19 protein-coding genes and 1 riboswitch are annotated in these 16275 nt (G+C 39.7%); of the genes, 13 read left to right on the top strand and 6 right to left on the bottom strand.

All coding sequences use genetic code 11. From position 1 onward, the window contains the following. Positions 1 to 50 precede the first annotated feature (50 nt). The 6 genes from MKX55_RS16845 to MKX55_RS16820 all read left to right on the top strand — a co-directional run bounded on the left by MKX55_RS16845 (position 51) and on the right by MKX55_RS16820 (position 6821). Entirely contained in the window at positions 51 to 1445 is a 1395-nt protein-coding gene (locus MKX55_RS16845) for a bifunctional UDP-sugar hydrolase/5'-nucleotidase (RefSeq protein ID WP_339178956.1), read from the top strand. A gap of 130 nt (positions 1446 to 1575) precedes the next feature. Further along, the gene (locus MKX55_RS16840; protein WP_040979011.1) at positions 1576 to 1884 is read left to right on the top strand and encodes a DUF1805 domain-containing protein; all 309 of its coding nucleotides are present in this window, start codon (positions 1576 to 1578) and stop codon (positions 1882 to 1884) included. 144 nt (positions 1885 to 2028) lie between these two features. Further along, entirely contained in the window at positions 2029 to 2826 is a 798-nt protein-coding gene (gene yunB, locus MKX55_RS16835; protein WP_339178953.1) for a sporulation protein YunB, read from the top strand. 63 nt (positions 2827 to 2889) lie between these two features. Next, positions 2890 to 3065, top strand: a riboswitch (Lysine riboswitch). Between the two features lie 273 nt (positions 3066 to 3338). Then, positions 3339 to 4901 (top strand): Na+/H+ antiporter NhaC family protein, encoded by a 1563-nt coding sequence (locus tag MKX55_RS16830; protein ID WP_339178950.1) that lies wholly within the window; start codon positions 3339 to 3341, stop codon positions 4899 to 4901. Positions 4902 to 5181: 280 nt separating this feature from the next. Continuing rightward, entirely contained in the window at positions 5182 to 6705 is a 1524-nt protein-coding gene (locus MKX55_RS16825) for a sodium-dependent transporter (RefSeq protein ID WP_339233586.1), read from the top strand. A 14-nt stretch (positions 6706 to 6719) separates the two neighbouring features. Then, complete coding sequence (locus MKX55_RS16820) at positions 6720 to 6821, top strand: methionine/alanine import family NSS transporter small subunit (protein WP_339178945.1); 102 nt, start codon at positions 6720 to 6722, stop codon at positions 6819 to 6821. An 88-nt stretch (positions 6822 to 6909) separates the two neighbouring features. Here MKX55_RS16820 and MKX55_RS16815 read toward each other — a convergent pair whose 3' ends face one another. After that, positions 6910 to 7830, bottom strand: a complete 921-nt coding sequence (locus MKX55_RS16815) for a M23 family metallopeptidase (RefSeq protein ID WP_339178942.1) — start codon at positions 7828 to 7830, stop codon at positions 6910 to 6912. Between the two features lie 81 nt (positions 7831 to 7911). Continuing rightward, entirely contained in the window at positions 7912 to 8457 is a 546-nt protein-coding gene (locus MKX55_RS16810) for a YhcN/YlaJ family sporulation lipoprotein (RefSeq protein WP_339178940.1), read from the bottom strand. A 144-nt stretch (positions 8458 to 8601) separates the two neighbouring features. Here MKX55_RS16810 and MKX55_RS16805 point away from each other — a divergent pair, with 144 nt between their 5' ends. Next, the gene (locus MKX55_RS16805; protein ID WP_339178937.1) at positions 8602 to 8877 is read left to right on the top strand and encodes a YutD family protein; all 276 of its coding nucleotides are present in this window, start codon (positions 8602 to 8604) and stop codon (positions 8875 to 8877) included. 71 nt (positions 8878 to 8948) lie between these two features. On the opposite strand, the gene MKX55_RS16800 is transcribed toward MKX55_RS16805, so the two are convergent. Then, positions 8949 to 9197, bottom strand: coding sequence for a hypothetical protein (locus MKX55_RS16800; RefSeq protein WP_339233584.1), 249 nt, complete (start codon positions 9195 to 9197; stop codon positions 8949 to 8951). A gap of 62 nt (positions 9198 to 9259) precedes the next feature. Next, positions 9260 to 10690: an amidase gene (locus MKX55_RS16795; RefSeq protein ID WP_339233582.1), complete on the bottom strand. Its 1431-nt coding sequence runs from the start codon at positions 10688 to 10690 to the stop codon at positions 9260 to 9262. Positions 10691 to 10874: 184 nt separating this feature from the next. Between MKX55_RS16795 and MKX55_RS16790 the strand changes: the two genes are divergently transcribed. The 3 genes from MKX55_RS16790 (at position 10875) to MKX55_RS16780 (ending at position 12807) form a co-directional block, all read left to right on the top strand. Further along, the gene (locus tag MKX55_RS16790; RefSeq protein ID WP_339178928.1) at positions 10875 to 11312 is read left to right on the top strand and encodes a DUF86 domain-containing protein; all 438 of its coding nucleotides are present in this window, start codon (positions 10875 to 10877) and stop codon (positions 11310 to 11312) included. A 30-nt stretch (positions 11313 to 11342) separates the two neighbouring features. Further along, positions 11343 to 11978, top strand: coding sequence for a methanogen output domain 1-containing protein (locus MKX55_RS16785; protein ID WP_339233580.1), 636 nt, complete (start codon positions 11343 to 11345; stop codon positions 11976 to 11978). Between the two features lie 61 nt (positions 11979 to 12039). Then, complete coding sequence (locus MKX55_RS16780; protein ID WP_339233578.1) at positions 12040 to 12807, top strand: TIGR01457 family HAD-type hydrolase; 768 nt, start codon at positions 12040 to 12042, stop codon at positions 12805 to 12807. Between the two features lie 68 nt (positions 12808 to 12875). On the opposite strand, the gene MKX55_RS16775 is transcribed toward MKX55_RS16780, so the two are convergent. Further along, positions 12876 to 13394, bottom strand: coding sequence for a phosphatidylglycerophosphatase A (locus MKX55_RS16775; protein ID WP_042530643.1), 519 nt, complete (start codon positions 13392 to 13394; stop codon positions 12876 to 12878). Between the two features lie 86 nt (positions 13395 to 13480). Between MKX55_RS16775 and MKX55_RS16770 the strand changes: the two genes are divergently transcribed. Both MKX55_RS16770 and MKX55_RS16765 read left to right on the top strand, forming a co-directional pair. Continuing rightward, positions 13481 to 14446 carry a hypothetical protein gene (locus MKX55_RS16770; protein WP_339178921.1) on the top strand — a complete coding sequence of 322 codons (966 nt, stop codon included), beginning with the start codon at positions 13481 to 13483 and terminating at the stop codon, positions 14444 to 14446. Between the two features lie 43 nt (positions 14447 to 14489). Continuing rightward, positions 14490 to 15455: a D-glycerate dehydrogenase gene (locus tag MKX55_RS16765; protein WP_339233576.1), complete on the top strand. Its 966-nt coding sequence runs from the start codon at positions 14490 to 14492 to the stop codon at positions 15453 to 15455. Between the two features lie 76 nt (positions 15456 to 15531). Here the strand turns inward: MKX55_RS16765 and MKX55_RS16760 are convergent, their stop codons facing one another. Further along, positions 15532 to 15756, bottom strand: a complete 225-nt coding sequence (locus MKX55_RS16760; protein WP_040979025.1) for a NifU family protein — start codon at positions 15754 to 15756, stop codon at positions 15532 to 15534. 178 nt (positions 15757 to 15934) lie between these two features. Here MKX55_RS16760 and MKX55_RS16755 point away from each other — a divergent pair, with 178 nt between their 5' ends. Continuing rightward, positions 15935 to 16261 (top strand): YuzD family protein, encoded by a 327-nt coding sequence (locus MKX55_RS16755; protein WP_339178915.1) that lies wholly within the window; start codon positions 15935 to 15937, stop codon positions 16259 to 16261. Positions 16262 to 16275 lie beyond the last annotated feature (14 nt).

The raw sequence follows: 16275 nt of genomic DNA, 5'->3' as shown, positions 1-16275 counted from the left end.
TTATGGGGATTCGCATGATTTTACAAGGAATTGGTTAGGGGCGATGAAGTATGTCTGAAGAGAAAGTTTACTTTTACTATACAAATGATTTACATAGTCATTTTGAACAGTGGCCTAGAGTGACAGCATTTTTAAAAGAAAAACAGGGCCTGCGAAAAGAGAATAATGAAGCTGTCTTTACAATGGATATAGGAGATCATGTTGACCGGTCCCATCCAATTACAGAAGCTTCAAACGGGCTGGCCAATGTGGAACTGCTGAATGAAGCAGGCTATGATATCGTGACGCTGGGAAACAATGAGGGGATAACGCTTTCCCATCAAGAATTATATCAATTATATGATAAGGCCGATTTTCAAGTGGTCTGCAGCAATTTATTCAGCAGAGATGAATTGACGCCATTTTGGCTGAAGCGTACACATTCCTTTATGACGGAAAGCGGGATACGGATAGGTGTCTTAGGTTTAACAGCACCGTTTAATGCCTTTTACGACCTGCTTGGCTGGCATGTAGAAAATGAATTTGACATCATTGAACGCTATATAGAAGATTTGAAAAAAGAATCGGATATCATTGTGCTTCTTTCTCATTTAGGAATTTCCGTTGATCAGGAGATTTCCCGGCGTTATCCGGAAATTGATGTAATTATCGGCGGCCATACGCATCATCTGTTAAAAGAGGGCGATCTGGTAAATCAGACCTTGATTACAGCAGCTGGAAAGCATTGTTACTATATCGGCGAGGTAGAGATTATTTGGGATCATGAGAAGCAAAAAGTTATCTCAAAAGATGCAGCGGCAATCAGCCTGCAGGATACAGTAAAGGATTTGGAGACGGAAGAACATTTACAGCAATTATTAGAGCAGGCTAATCATTATCTGGGGCAGGCAGTAGCACGTGTTGAAAAACCGTTGGAAGTAAACTGGTTTTCAGAAACCCCTATTATTGATTCATTGACAAAGGTGCTAAGAAGATGGACTAATGCAGATATCGCCATGCTGAATGCTGGCGTGTTGTTAGATTCGCTTCCTGCCGGGGCAATCACAAAAGGGGATATTCACCGAATCTGTCCTCATCCGATCAACCCCGTCCTTGTGGATTTAAAGGGAGATCAAATCATAGAGACGGTCAGAGCGGCATTATCACCTGCTTTTACGGAATTAAAATTAAAGGGTTTTGGTTTCCGCGGGGAAATCTTAGGGAAAATGATTTTTTCAGGCATTCAGGTCGAGACTGCATTCCATCGAAATGGAGAGGTGTATGTAAAGCGGGTATATACAGAAGATGGTTATCCCGTTCACCCTGACAAGGTATACTATGTTGCTACTGCAGATACTTTTACTTTTGGCCAGCTCCTGCCGGAAATTGCCCGTTCTGCAAAAAAACAATATTTTGTCCCGGAATTTTTGCGTGACTTATTAGTGTATGCAGTTAAACAGCATTGATTCATTTTCCATTCTATGACGGAGAACCGTCGGTAAAATCTCCCGCTGAGTGAAGTTCCGTTTTATTTGTGACGTTCTTTTGCCCCTCTGCATACACTTATCACGAGAGAAAAACAGAGGGGGCATTTTTATGATTACGGTAGAACCTCTTGAGGTGGATGGAATTATTTTTACAGCAGTAAGTGTGGAATTGCCGCAAACAACCTTATTAACAATCAGCAATGATGTAGGGTATATTATGTGTGCAGCGCTCGATGTGGATATTTTTAATGAAATACCTAAGCTGAAAGAAAGAAACGTTATCGCCGGCCGGGCAATGGGAGTAAGAACCATTGATCAATTGCTGAACGCTCCGTTGCAGAAAATAACAGATGCATCGAAGGAGCACGGCTGGGAAGTCGGGATGACCGGAAAAGAAGCATTGCTTAAAATATCATAATACAAGAAAAGACACTTCTTTTGTTCGTACTGACTTATAGTACAGAACGAAAGAAGTGTTTTTTTGTAGGTAAAACCAATCTGTTTTCCTTTGTTCTAATTCCCTTCCATAATTGCATAAATTATTACGAAGGGGGTTGTTGCATTGAAATTTAAAAAACGATATCGATTTCGAAAGCGAACGGGAAGAAAAAGAAGAATGCCTCCCTCTCGGCGCTCCATTCTGATGCTGACGTTAATTTTATTCTTTGCAGTGGTGGGCTTCAGTTTTTATTTAATTAACGTCAAAATTGAACCGATTGTTATTGATATTGCCAAACGAAAAGCGGATGAATTTGCTACGAGAGCGATTAACTCCGCTGTGTATTATGTAGAGGAATATGGATTTGAGGATATGCTGAATATCACCTATGACAATGAAGGAAATTTGGTAACGTATAATCGAAATCCTGCAGTTATCAGTGAAATTAACAGGGTAGCTACGGACAGAGTAGAGGAGTTTTTTACGTATGTGAACCGGGGAGAACAGCTTGATTTTGAGCATAATCTGCATGAGCCCTATGACTATGAGGGTGGTGCTGATGGCAGGGTGCAGGTCGATCCTACGCTGATTGAAATTCCATTAGGACAAATAACAGGAAATTCTGTACTGGCCAATTTAGGTCCCAAAATTCCAATCAATATGGAAGTAGTTGGTGCAGTCCGGACAAATGTGGTCAGCGAAGAAGAAGAGTTTGGCATTAATGGAGCTTGGGTATCCCTGTATATTAACGTAGAAGCCGACGTGCAAATCATTGTACCATTTACATCTGAAGTAAGAACTGTACATACTGAACTCTATTTGGATGGGGGCGCAATAATGGGGAAAGTGCCCGATTTCTATGGCGGGGACGGAAATACTCCTGATATTGCCGTTCCAAAAGATGATTTGCAGAGCGACTGAATATGTAGTATAGTACAAATTAGTTGAGAAGCTATTTATAATTGAATAAAAACCTTATCAGATCGGTGAGGTAGAGGTGCAGATTAGATGAGTATCCGGCAGGAGAATGACAACGAAGATTGCTGGAAAAAGGATAGTTTGCCGAAGTGTATAAAGAGGTCATGCTTTATATTGCTGGCGTACTACTGAAAAAGTAATATGCTGTCATGTAATGATTTACATGGAGAACTACTGATCGAAATGGAGGATAACGTGAATTGGTGAAACAATGATAGGTTATTTTCTATCATTGTTTTTTTGCGTTTTTAGAGGGTAATTTGTATATGTTTTTACTGTGAAACAGTACTTGAGTATGATAGATATCCCTGTGCCTTACTTTCCTATTTCGAATCGGTTATATGCACGTAATTATTTCAAAAGGAACTGCAGTTTCCATTATTCATTACGCGTCGTTGACCTTATTCAAAATGTTTAAATACTCAGCTCGAAAATAAATCGTTGGAGGTCTTAACATGGAAGGTACGTTTTGGTCACTGATACCTGCAATTGTCATGCTGATATTAGTGTTGTTAACAAGAAAAGTTCTCATCTCAATAGGGACAGGGATTGTTGTGGGAGCATTATTATTAAATGATTTCCATATATGGGAAGCAATAAAAGAGGTATGGACGGTATTCTATACTATTTTTTATGCAGATGGCGCATTGGAAACGGGGAATTTATTATTAATCAGTTTTCTTCTCTTTCTGGGTGTGCTTACTGCGTTTCTCCAAGCTTCTGGCGGGGCTAAAGCTTTTGGAGATTGGATGCTGCGTCGGGTGAAAACACGTACCGGTGCGGAAATCATGACTGCTATAATTGGATTGATTATTTTTATAGATGACTATTTTAACAGTTTAGCAGTTGGACAGATTGCAAGACCTGTAACAGACAGGCAAAAAATTTCCCGGGCGAAACTGGCATATTACATTGATTCCAGTTCTGCTCCCGTTACCGTAATCGCACCTATATCAAGCTGGGGAGCCTATATTATTGGTATTTTAGGCGGGTTATTTGCAGCAAATGGAATTACAAATTTGCAGCCGATTGAAGCATTTATACAAATGATACCATTAAACTTTTACGCGATTGCTTCGATTGTTCTCGTGTTTATCGTGGCTTATTTTCATTTTGATATCGGTCCGATGCGTACGCACGAAAGAAGAGCAATGGAAAAAGGAGAATTGCTGGACCCGAAAAGAAATCAAGTATCTGGCGATTTAGGTGATATATTTAATCCGCATAAAGATGGAAAAGTATTTCATTTGATTATCCCAATTGTTGTCTTATTTATCGTTACAGTTATTTCTATGATTGGAACGGGGATAATGGAAACAGAAGAAAGTGCATCTATTATTGACGCCTTTGCAAATACGGATGTTAATTTGTCCTTAATTATAGGTGGTATTGCAGCAGTACTTACTTCTGTTATCTTTCACTTTATGCAAAGGAAACCGCGTTCTGATATGGGACATATTTTTATGGAAGGTTTTAAAACCATGATCCCGGCAATCAATATTCTTATTCTTGCCTGGATGATCGGCTCCATTATCAGTGCATTGGAGACAGGGAGTTATTTAGCAGGTCTGGTTAATAACTCATCCATTTCTGCGGGGCTGCTTCCGGCTATTTTATTCCTGATTGCAGGCTTAATGGCTTTAGCAACAGGTTCATCGTGGGGAACCTTTGGTATTATGCTTCCGATTGCTGCAGAAATTATGGTAAATACAGATATGGCTTTATTATTGCCTGCACTAGCAGCTGTACTTGCCGGGGCCGTATTTGGAGATCATTGTTCACCAATCTCAGATACAACTGTTTTATCGGCAACTGGAGCAGGAGCACACCATATCGACCATGTTATTACGCAGATGCCATATGCTTTGATAGCAGCGTTTACTGCTTTATTCGGTTTCTTCGTTATTGGACTGACCCATTCTACGTGGCTAGCTTTAGCTGTAACGCTTGTTCTTTTGGCCGGAATTGTCTGGATTACTCATTCCCTGATCAATAAAGATAAAAAGAAGGCATCTTAACAGAAGGCTTGGAATACATTTTAGTATTCCAAGCTTTTTATCACGCAACTAATCATTCAGTGGCAGAAAAGAAAAAAATCCCACTGAATGAAGTTTCGTTTTATGATGTAATAAGGGTATTGCAATTAAATCCTGCCATTACCATAATTAGATATTTGACAAAAATGTCAGAAAAGTTATAATACAAGTTAAATAGTCTGAAAGTAATGATTTTTGTTATTATTCTTATTTAATATGCTTTCGTTCTATTGTTATTCATTAAAAAAGGGGGTTATGATGAATGGAGAGTCGATCGCAATGGGGAACAAGAGCCGGGTTTATTTTAGCAGCTGTCGGGTCAGCAATCGGATTAGGAAATATATGGCGCTTTCCAGCTGTTGCTTATGAAAATGGGGGTGGTGCATTTTTTATTCCTTATTTATTTGCTTTACTGACTGCCGGTATTCCAATTTTAATTATAGAATTTACTATGGGTCAAAAGTATCGGGGTTCTGCACCTTTGACATTCCGAAAGATGAATAAGAAAACGGAGTTTATTGGATGGTGGGCAGTACTTGTTGCTTTTGTTATTTCAACATATTATTCCGTAATTATTGCCTGGGCAATATCCTATTCTATTTTTTCTTTTAATTTGTCTTGGGGAGAAGATACAGAAGGGTTTCTATTTGGTGAGCATCTGCAATTGGCGGAGATTCCTGGGGAAATAGGCGGGTTGGTACCCGGAGTAGTCATTCCGTTAGTGATTGTTTGGATATTGGTGCTGGGAATTTTATTCCGCGGTGTGAAAAAAGGTATAGAGGTTGCAAACCGGATTTTTATTCCTTTGCTTTTCATCGTATTTATTATTATTGTAATAAGAGCAGTCACGCTGCCCGGAGCGATGGATGGATTGAATGCCTTCTTTACACCTGATTTCAGTCAAATTTTGTCACCAAGTGTATGGATTGCAGCATATGGACAAATTTTCTTCAGTTTATCGATTGCTTTTGCAATTATGATTACGTATTCAAGTTATCTCCCTAAAAAATCTGATATTACCAATAATGCATTTATTGTTGGTTTTGGAAATTCCGGCTTTGAATTATTAGCGGGAATTGGGGTATTTGGAATATTAGGATTTATGGCATTTTCTGCCGGTGTCAGTGTGGATGATGTCGTAGCTGGCGGGGTCGGTCTTGCGTTTGTTGTCTTCCCGGCCATTATCAATGAATTGCCGGCATTTAATGGATTGTTCGGAGCGCTCTTCTTTATCTCTCTGACGCTTGCCGGAATTACATCTCTTATGTCCATTACAGAAGCGTATGTAGCAGCATTGGTAGATAAGTTTAAAATCACACGATCAAGAGCAGTTCTTTTTGGAGGCGGACTCGCGGCATTGATTTCCTTGTTATATGCTTCTAGAGGAGGCTTGTACTTCTTAGATAATGTCGATTATTTCATTAATCAGTTTGGAGTTGCCATGATTGGTCTTGTCGAAGTTGTCCTGATTGCCTGGATTCTTCGTAAAACCAATATGCTTAAAAATCATGCCAATGAAATTTCAGATATCCGTTTAGGTTCCTGGTGGACAATCAGCTTAGCTATGATTACACCAGTAGTTATGGGCTATATGATGTTTGGGCTGTTTAAGCAGAATTTATTAAGAGAGTTTGATACAGATACTGGGAACTACGAAAATTACTCTAATGCCTTTATCAATAATACAGGCTGGGCCGTAGTAGTAGGTGTGTTAGTTCTTGGAATTATCCTGGCAGCTTTGAAATGGAAGTCAGAAAATTCTCTATCTGATTATGAAGATAAATAGGGGGGAAGATGCGTATGGGTACTTCAGCTATCATTGTAATGATCATCGGTATTGTTGTTATATGGGGCGGGTTAGCAGCTAGTATTTGGAATGCTGTGCAAAAAAGTAAAGGGTAAGTGAAGTGTCATTCTGAATTCATTTTTAAAGGGTGTGTATCCTGTTTAACAACTGGGTACACACCTTTTTTCACGGATAGGGTTGTTATTAATTATTTTTCTCCATCCGTTCCCATTTCGAGATATAAGGGTAAGGATCAAATGAAAATTCACTGTATCCATTATCTTTGTACATGCCATAATGCAGGTGCGGCGGGAATTTTCCAGAAGTTCCAGGAGGGCCGTAACCAGTAGATCCGACGCTTCCTAACACGTCTCCTGGTTTTACTACCTGGCCTACTTTTACATCATCCTCATAGCCGCTCATATGTCCATAATAATGATAAATATTATAGATATCCCGTATACCGATACGCCAGCCTCCATATAAGTTCCATCCCATCATTTCGACCACCCCGTAGGTCGTTGAGCGGACTGGAACACCGTAAGATGCAAAAATATCGGTACCCTCATGAATACGCAAGCCCCCAAAACCGCGGCGATCTCCCCATGTACTGCGATAACTGTAATTATAATCTGTATCTAATGGAAAGGCGCGATCTGTCAGATTGATTTCGCCAAAATTTTGAAACACTTTGGCGGTGTTCATGATTGTCTGGACAGTCAAGTCACGTTTATAATGCTCCCAGAGTGCGATTTTAACATCATCCTTATGCAGACCATATGCTAAGATATGATTTGCCATCGTATAAAGGATATCCTCTGGATCATCAGGGTCAGCTTGATTATCTCCATTGCCGTCTTTACCAATTCCGCCAAATTGTCTGATAACTTCCTGCTCTGTTGATTTAGCTGCATTTCCCAGCCCAAACCATGCTGTCTCATCAAATTGTATGGAAATAACCTTTTCTTCTTCTGAGGAAGAGAGTGTGTTACGTTCGTAATTATCCATTGCAGCAAAATAATACCAAGGAACCTGGGTAAGGCTTTCTACCTTTTTGAATAGAGCCATGCGGTCTGTATATATTTGATCCTCTGATTCTGCATGGACAACAGCGGCGGTTTGCATAAAGGTAAGGAAACAGCACATGATCAGGACAGTAGTGCGAATTCTAGCCAGATAAATCACCTCCTTACGGGATAAGTTTTTTTAATCATCTTTCTTCATCGTGTCGACAATATCCTGTACCAGGGGCTCGGTATCTACATCTTCATTCTCCGTCACAGAATAATGCAGAGTTTCAATGTTTTGAATCAAGCTTCTGTTATTAGAAGCATGAATCGTATAATAGCCAGGCAGTACAGACATTGCTGTTTTTTCTGCATTATCAATTGCCATTTCCTTGGATAGATTATCTGAAGCTTCAAAAGCAATCAAAGCTTCTTCATCCGTTACAAGCGTGGCTACTTCTTTAAAATCAGGATTCTGTAATAAAATGCGTGTAATCATATCAGCCATCTCTTCCCGGTCCACATGAATTTCTTTTGGTTCCGATGTATTATCTTGCTTAAATTCATCCTGTGTATAGCGGACAAAACCAAGCTGATCACGTGACGGCGAGTTCGGGTTTGATTCCATCTCCGGGTTTCTGTTGTTTGGGTCTAATGGGTCAGAATCGGAGTTATTTTGATCCGTTGCACAAGCTGCAAGCGTCATAACAAAGCTTAATAAAATGATTCCAAATCCTTTTTTCATCTTGTAGGTCTCCTTTCCAAGAACTATTTCTTACATCTTAGTTTTGGAAAACAAGCGTAAATCATGCAGGTAATTTTTTCTGGTTTTTCTAACTGTTTCTGTGATAAACTAAGAATAATTGATAAGGAGTGTGACTATTCTCTTATGATCGAGTTAAATGGGAAAACATATGAATTAATTGAAGAAAATAAAGAAGGCTTTGAAGCAGAAGCTGTGAAGGAGCGCTATTCAGAGGTTTTATCAAAATATGATTTTATCGTAGGCGATTGGGCGTATGAACAGCTTCGTTTAAAAGGGTTTTATCATGATAATCATGCCAAAGCTCCAATAGATGCGAAAATCAGCTGCTTTCAGGATTATATTTATGAATACTGTAATTTCGGCTGTGCTTATTTTGTTTTGAAAAAGATTCAGAAATAAAAGAAGTTCAATCTATCTTCTTATGGCTAAGAAGACATTTTGAACTTCTTTTTTTATACAGCAGGAAAGCTTTAATTATCTTTTTCTCCGAGAGGATGGGCTCCGGGAGCTCTTCTTTGCAGCTTTTTATGCTGCTTTTTGTTTGCGTAGGTGAAGGCACTTGTGCGTTGCTGGCCTTCTTCCCAATCTGTTGATTTTCCAGAAACCAAGTCATGTTCACGAATATCAGATCCAAAAGGTCCTTCTGGAAATTCCTCTGGAATCAGTGCATCATGCTGTTTTTGAACGGTTGAAAGCTCTTGATAATCTTTTTTTGGCATCGTTATTCCCTCCCGTTAGTTTTTAGTTTGTACAGATGATAGGAAATAACGCCTTCTAATAATTACCTGTCTGTCACCTCTGCCAGCTTATACCCGCGAAAACGTTTCGTAAGTAATTTACCCAGACGGAAAATGGAGTCCTCATTACCAATACTGCTGATAATTTGTACACCGATGGGCATGTTTTTCTCGTCTTCTCCGACAGGTATAGTCAGAGCAGGGAGTCCCCATACATTGGCATAGGCAGTATAAGGCATGTATTGCAAATAGGTTTTACGGATAGAGAAGATCTCTTTAAAAACCTGCCCGTGGTCTAATGCGGACTGATAATACACGGGCATTATCAGCAGTCTTTTATCTAAATATGTTTTTAACAGCTCGTCACCCTGCTGAATGATATCGATTATTTCCCGGACTCTTTTTTGCGAAGGTTTAAACATTTTTGCTCCAATAATGGCCCAGGATAAATAGGGGTGGACATTCGTACGCTGCCTTAGTTTCTCTTTTAAAAAGGAACGTACTAATCCGGAGCGGTCATTATTAAAAGCTTCATCTTCAACCAATTTACTTCCATTAATCGACATGATTTCCTGCCATATTAAGGCACTGTCCCTAAAATAAGGCGGCATCACCTGCTGGACATTATAAATTCTTTCAAGAAAATTTTCCAGCTGCCCTAATAAATTTCCTGTTCTTGTGGAAAGCGGATAGCCTGGATTAGCTGGTAATATTTCTATTTTAAATTCCTGCAATGTCTGATGTTTGTAGTGGTTTGGAGATAAAATTTCATAAATAAGCTGCATATCCTCTACAGATTTCCCCATTGGTCCGACTGTCAGCATCCGATGCTGCAGTTCATGCTGTACAGACGGAAAATGGCCTTCTGTGGAAATGGTATCCTTCCCGGGTTTGAAACCGATAACTCCATTAAAATGAGATGGAAAACGAATGGAACCGCCAATATCTGAACCAATCCCGACAGCAGACCCGCCGGCAGCAAGCAGGGCACCTTCACCACCGCTGGAGCCTCCGGCGGTTTTGGTGACGTCCCAGGGATTATTTGTTCTGCCATATAACTTATTATCCGTTTCCTGACAGAAGCAAAGTGCAGGCGTATTTGTTTTTCCAAGTATAATAGCGCCCTCCTGCTTTAATTGCTGAACAACTTCTGCATCCTCTTGATAAATAAGGTCCTGACGGTGTTCTAAGCCTGCTGTAGTTTTCATTCCCTTCACATGAAAACACTCTTTGATGCTGATGGGAACTCCGTGTAATTTACCCAAAACCCCATTATTCTGCAGCAGTTCATCTGCTTCCTGCGCTTCTTGCAGCGCTTCAGTAAATCTTTCTTCAACAACTGCATTAATGGAAGGGTTAATCGCTTTGATTTGTTCAATAAAGGCTGTTACAGCATCTACAGAGGTTAGATGCTTCTTTTTAATTGCGGATGCTATACCCGTGGCATCCATTTTTAGAATATCTCGTTTTTCCATCCGGCATTTATCTCCTTCACACGTATTAGACTTACTATACCACGTTTTTTGAAAAAGAAGGCAAGATTCGCTTCTTAATTCTATACTTTATCAAGAAAGTTCGGTGAAAATACATTACGAATTATGATATGATAATAGTAGTACGGAAACATCCTTTAGTATAGACGTTTTTGGGGGAATCATAATGTATTTTGTAGATCAGGAAAAAATTAATCAGACATTGACATTTATGAATGAAATTTTAGATACGTTAAAGAATCATTCCTATCACAGACCAGTAGAATATCTTGCGTTGGAGCGCATGGCGCATGTCTTTATAGAGGGCGTGCTGGATGTAGGAAATATGATGATAGACGGTTTTATTATGAGGGATCCGGGTAGTTATGAGGATATTATTGACATCTTAACAGATGAAAATGTTATTCCTGCGGAGGAAGAAGCAGTATATAAATCTCTGATTCATTGGCGTAAACCTTTAGTACATGAATATCAGGCAATCGATCATCAAAGTCTGGAGCAGTTTTTTGAAAAACACACAGAGGTATTTACCTATTTTTCAAAGCGGATTCATACGTATCTGCAGAATGAACTTGGCGTAGCAAATGCTTTTTCAAATAAATAAAATGTATGTATAAAAAGGGAGGGCAAGCGGATGGGGAAACGTGTCTCGACAAAGGATAAGGTTATCCAGGTGTTGAAAGAAAAAGGGACGATAACAATGGATACTCTGATGGCCCATTTTACCATCTCAGAAACAGCTGTCCGGAAGCAGATTCATACGCTTGTGCAAGAGGGATTTATTGAGGTGCAGCAGCATAAAAAAGAGATTGGACGGCCGTATCATACTTATCGTTTAACAGAGAAAAGTCAAGAAAGTTTCCCTAATCGCTATAAAGAACTCTCCTTAGATCTGCTCCATGATTTAGACGCATTACAGGGAAAAGAGCTGATCAGCGAGCTTCTAAAAAAACAGTCAGTGAAGGAAAAAGAGCAATTAAAGAAGCTTTTAGAATCCTGTTCTACAACGGAAGACAAAGTGGCTGCGTTAAAGGATTTTCAAAACCGGAGCGGCTATATGTTTCAGACAGAAGATAAAGGTGCGCAAGGCTTCCAATTAAATAATTTTCATTGCCCTTTTTTAGAAGTGGCAAGAGATTATCCTGTGATGTGCCAGCATGAAAAAGAAATGTATGAAGCCTTGTTTCCGAATCAGGAAATTAAGACAAAAGCGCTGCTGGTTGATGGAGATAAATGCTGTCAGTGGCGAATAGCTGCTAACTCAGAGTAAACGCCGGTCAGTCAAGCGTTTTAAAATAGGTATGATGTAATCGGGATAGAGAGGTAATAATGTGAAGAAATATAAAGGATATCTGATTGATTTAGACGGGACTGTTTACAAAGGGAATGAAGTTATTCCTGAAGCAATTCCTTTTGTAAAGCAATTAGCAGAAAAAAATATTCCTTATGTGTTTGTAACAAATAATTCTACAAAAAGCACTAGGGAAGTAGCTGAAAAGTTAAACAGATTAGGAATTCTGGCAAATCATAAACAGGTCGTTACCAGCAGCATGGCAACGGCGAAGTATCTGCAGGACCAATCTGTAAAAAACTGCTACTGTATCGGGCAAAGCGGTCTGAAGGACCCGATAAAAGAACATGGTATTCAATTGACGGACAGTACAGATGCGGATGCGGTTGTTGTAGGCCTGGACAAGGATATTACCTATGACAAGCTTGCTAAAGCATGCATAGCTATCCGCAAGGGTGCACAGTTTATTTCTACCAACCGGGACCACGCTATTCCAACTGAAGACGGGATGGGGCCAGGTAACGGGGCTTTTACTGCTTTGATTCAGACAAGCACCCAGCAGGCGCCTGTCTTTATTGGCAAGCCGGATACGGTTATCATGAAAGAGGCATTGGATGTACTCGGTTTGCCGAAAGTGGATGTTGTAATGGTTGGAGATAATTACCAGACAGATATCCAGTCGGGAATCGATGCCGGCGTAGATACGTTATTTGTTTCTACCGGAGTGACTTCTAAAGAAGAGCTGGCAACCTTTGAGGAGCAGCCGACGTATATCATTGAAGATTTAGCAGAATGGACCTTTGAATAGTAAAAAAGCATTCATTCCCTATTTAATATGAGTATAGGGAATGAATGCTTTTTTTGTGTCTAATCTTTTTATCCGTCTAATTCTTCATGTTCGTTTTCCGCATCTCCATGAGCCAGACGACTGGAGGCTGCAGCTGCGACAGCGCCGACGATATCATCTAAAAATGTGTGGATTTCGCCGCTGCTTTTATCATTCAGTTTTTCTAAGATACCGGGTTTTTGTTTATCAATATATCCAAAATTAGTCAAGCCGATGGAACCGTAAACATTGACAATAGACAAGGCAATGACTTCATCAATTCCATATAAGCCTTCATCAATCTGGATTGTTTCCTGAAGCGGCTCGCTTAATAGCTTTTTCTCCGCCAGCATGTCTAATTCAATGCCTGTGATGACTGCATTTTGTACTTCTCTTTTCGTTAACACACGATTTACATTAAAACGGCAGGTATCCATTGTTAAATCGTTATGATATTTTGATTGCAGATAGTATACCAATTCTGCAATATCATCTATTTTGACACCACGTTCTTTTAAAAGCTGTCTTGCTCTTACTTCAAGTTCTGTTTTGCTTGTATACTTCGTCATTTAAAACACACCTTTTTTCGATTTAATATAATTGTATAGTCCTTTCCTTCATATAGTTAATATATACGATAAGGAGGAGTTTGTTGATGCCGATGTCAGAAATGCTCCGCAGTCAATACGCTATCCAGATGGAAGGGAAGCAATTCATCGAAGAGCGTGAGGGTTATCAAAAAGAACGCTATCACTATTTTACCATTCCTGCGACAAACAAGGAAATGATATTGATGGAACAAGCCACTTTGGCCTATTTTTTAAGAGAAAACGGATTATACAATGTAGCTTATCCCATTCGGAATATCAACGGAGATTGGTTTACCAATTACGGCAATGAGCTGTGGATGGTTCTTGTGTTAGAAGATGAGTCACAAATATCTCGTCAGGAAAGTCCTGGTAAAATGCTCGGTGATATTCACCGCATTGGGAGCAGTTTTCAGTACGAACCGAAGGCGATTTCAAGCTATGGGTTATGGAGAAAGCTATGGGAAGAAAAGCTGACTTTTTTTGAGGAAGAATTAACAAGACAGGCAAAGGAAGAAGGAGCGAGTAATTATTTATCTGAAGTGATGGATATTTTGCCATATATCGTAGGAATCAGTGAAAATGCTATTCAATATTTACGGGAAAGCGAAAAAGAGCAGCGCATCTTACAAACAGATCAGAGTACGGTTGCTTTTGCCAGATGGAATACATCTGAAAAGAAAATTATTTGGACGGATGAACTGGTATATGACCATCCAACGCGTGATATTGCCGAGTATATCCGAAATGCTTTTTTACAAAATAAATCAGAGACAGAAATTAACCAGTTCTTAAATGATTATCAAAACTATCAGCCGCTGTCTGTATTTGCCTGGAGGCTCATCTTTGCCAGGCTGTTCTATCCAATCCATCTTTATGATTTTTTAGAGGGAGCTTTCCAGTACCCAAATTCCCAAGCATTGGAGCAGTTATTAAAACATCAAGAAGTATATGAAAGAAGATTGGCGCGGTTTTATGAAACAGTGGGTGTTGATGTTTCGGATTGGCAGATACCTATGATAAGCTGGTTATAAGAAAAAATTCATTATTTCATCGCAGGAAGGAGCATACTCGTATATGTCCAAGCCAAAGGTTTATATTACGCGCAAGTTAGAGGAGAAATATATAAAAGCTTATCAGGAACAGCTGGAAATCAGGATGTGGGAAAAAGAGGAGGAGCCTGTACCTAGGGAGACGCTTTTGAAAGAGACTGCTGACGCAGATGCCTTATTTACCGTTCTAAGTGATTCTATTGATGAAGAACTTCTGTCTAAAGCTCCTCAATTAAAAGTGGTTGCAAATATGGCTGTCGGTTACGATAACCTCGATTTGGAAGCATGTGAAAAGCATGATGTTATCGCAGCGAATACACCGGATGTTTTATCGGAAACAACCGCAGATTTAGGCTTTTCCTTATTGATGGCTGCTGCCAGACGAATTGTGGAAGCAGACACGTGGGTGAAGGAGGATAAGTGGCAGGCGTGGGCGCCATTTTTCTTTGCCGGATCAGATATTTATGGAAAAACCATCGGTATTGTGGGGATGGGAAGAATTGGAGAAGCAATAGCGAAACGGGCAGCAGGTTTTGATATGAATATTCAATATCATAACCGTTCCCGCAAAAAAGATGCGGAAGAACGATTGCAGGCAACGTATGTCAGCTTTGAAGAACTTTTGGAGACTTCTGATTTTGTTGTGACCGTAGTTCCGCATACGAAGGAAACGGATAAATTGTTTAACCGGGCTGCTTTTGAAAAAATGAAATCGAGTGCTATTTTTATTAATATCTCACGCGGAAAAGTAGTGGATGAGGATGCACTTGTCCATGCACTTAAATCAGGAGAAATCCAAGCAGCAGGATTAGACGTCTTTGAAGAAGAGCCAATTAGAGCAGATCACCCGCTTGTCGGTTTAAATAATACCGTATGTCTTCCGCATATCGGGTCTGCCAGTGTAGAAACAAGAAAAAAAATGGTCGAGTTATGCATGGATAATATCTTGGCAGTCGTCAGCGGAAAAGAAGCGATTACGCCAATTTCATAGAACGAAATTTGATTTTAAAAAATAAAAAACGGAGCAGGATTTTGATATTGCCAAAAGCCTCTCCGTTTATATTTAATTAAAATACTTGTTCTATTTCTGTTACGCCAGGAACCTCTGCCATCAATGCACGCTCAATTCCTGCTTTTAATGTAATGGTTGAACTAGGGCAATTGCCGCATGCTCCCATGAGACGAAGTAAAACAACGCCATCATCGTCAACGTCAACTAACTCTACGTCCCCGCCATCACGTAATAAGAATGGACGAAGCTTGCTTAATACTTCTTGTACTTGCTCTTCCACAGTCACCTACTCCTTTCCCACAAATCTATTATAACGCGGTTAAGCATAAAAATCTATTTGAAAATGATTTTCAATTAGCTGGTTAATTTTATTTTATCTTTTTACGCTTATTTTGTAAAATAATTAATATGGAGGACAGGCGAGAGGAAAGAGATATTTGGAAGGGGAGGGTGTTAACATGCCGGCAATAACGATAACTGTCTATGGAAGTGAACAAATCTGCGCAAGCTGTGTCGGAGCACCAAGCTCCAAAGATACGTATGAGTGGCTTCAGGCAGCCATAGGGAGGAAATATACTTCTGACGGCGTTCAATATAATTATATCGATATCAATCAAACGCAATCAGACGCTGTTCAGCAAGCATATGTAGAGAAAATAATAGAAGAAGATCTTTTTTATCCAGTTGTATGGATCAATGATAAAATGGTAGCAGAAGGAATCCCGCGTTTAAAGCCAATTTATCAAGCATTGGAAGAACTGGGACTGGAAGAAATAGAAGGATGAGCAGAAGAGGGGAA

Origin of the sequence: Oceanobacillus sp. FSL W7-1281 (assembly GCF_037969835.1) — a bacterium.
GTDB classification, from domain to species: Bacteria; Bacillota; Bacilli; order Bacillales; family Amphibacillaceae; genus Oceanobacillus; species Oceanobacillus oncorhynchi.
The sequence above is the reverse complement of the archived record's forward strand: the minus strand, read 5'-3'. Positions and strand labels throughout refer to the sequence as shown.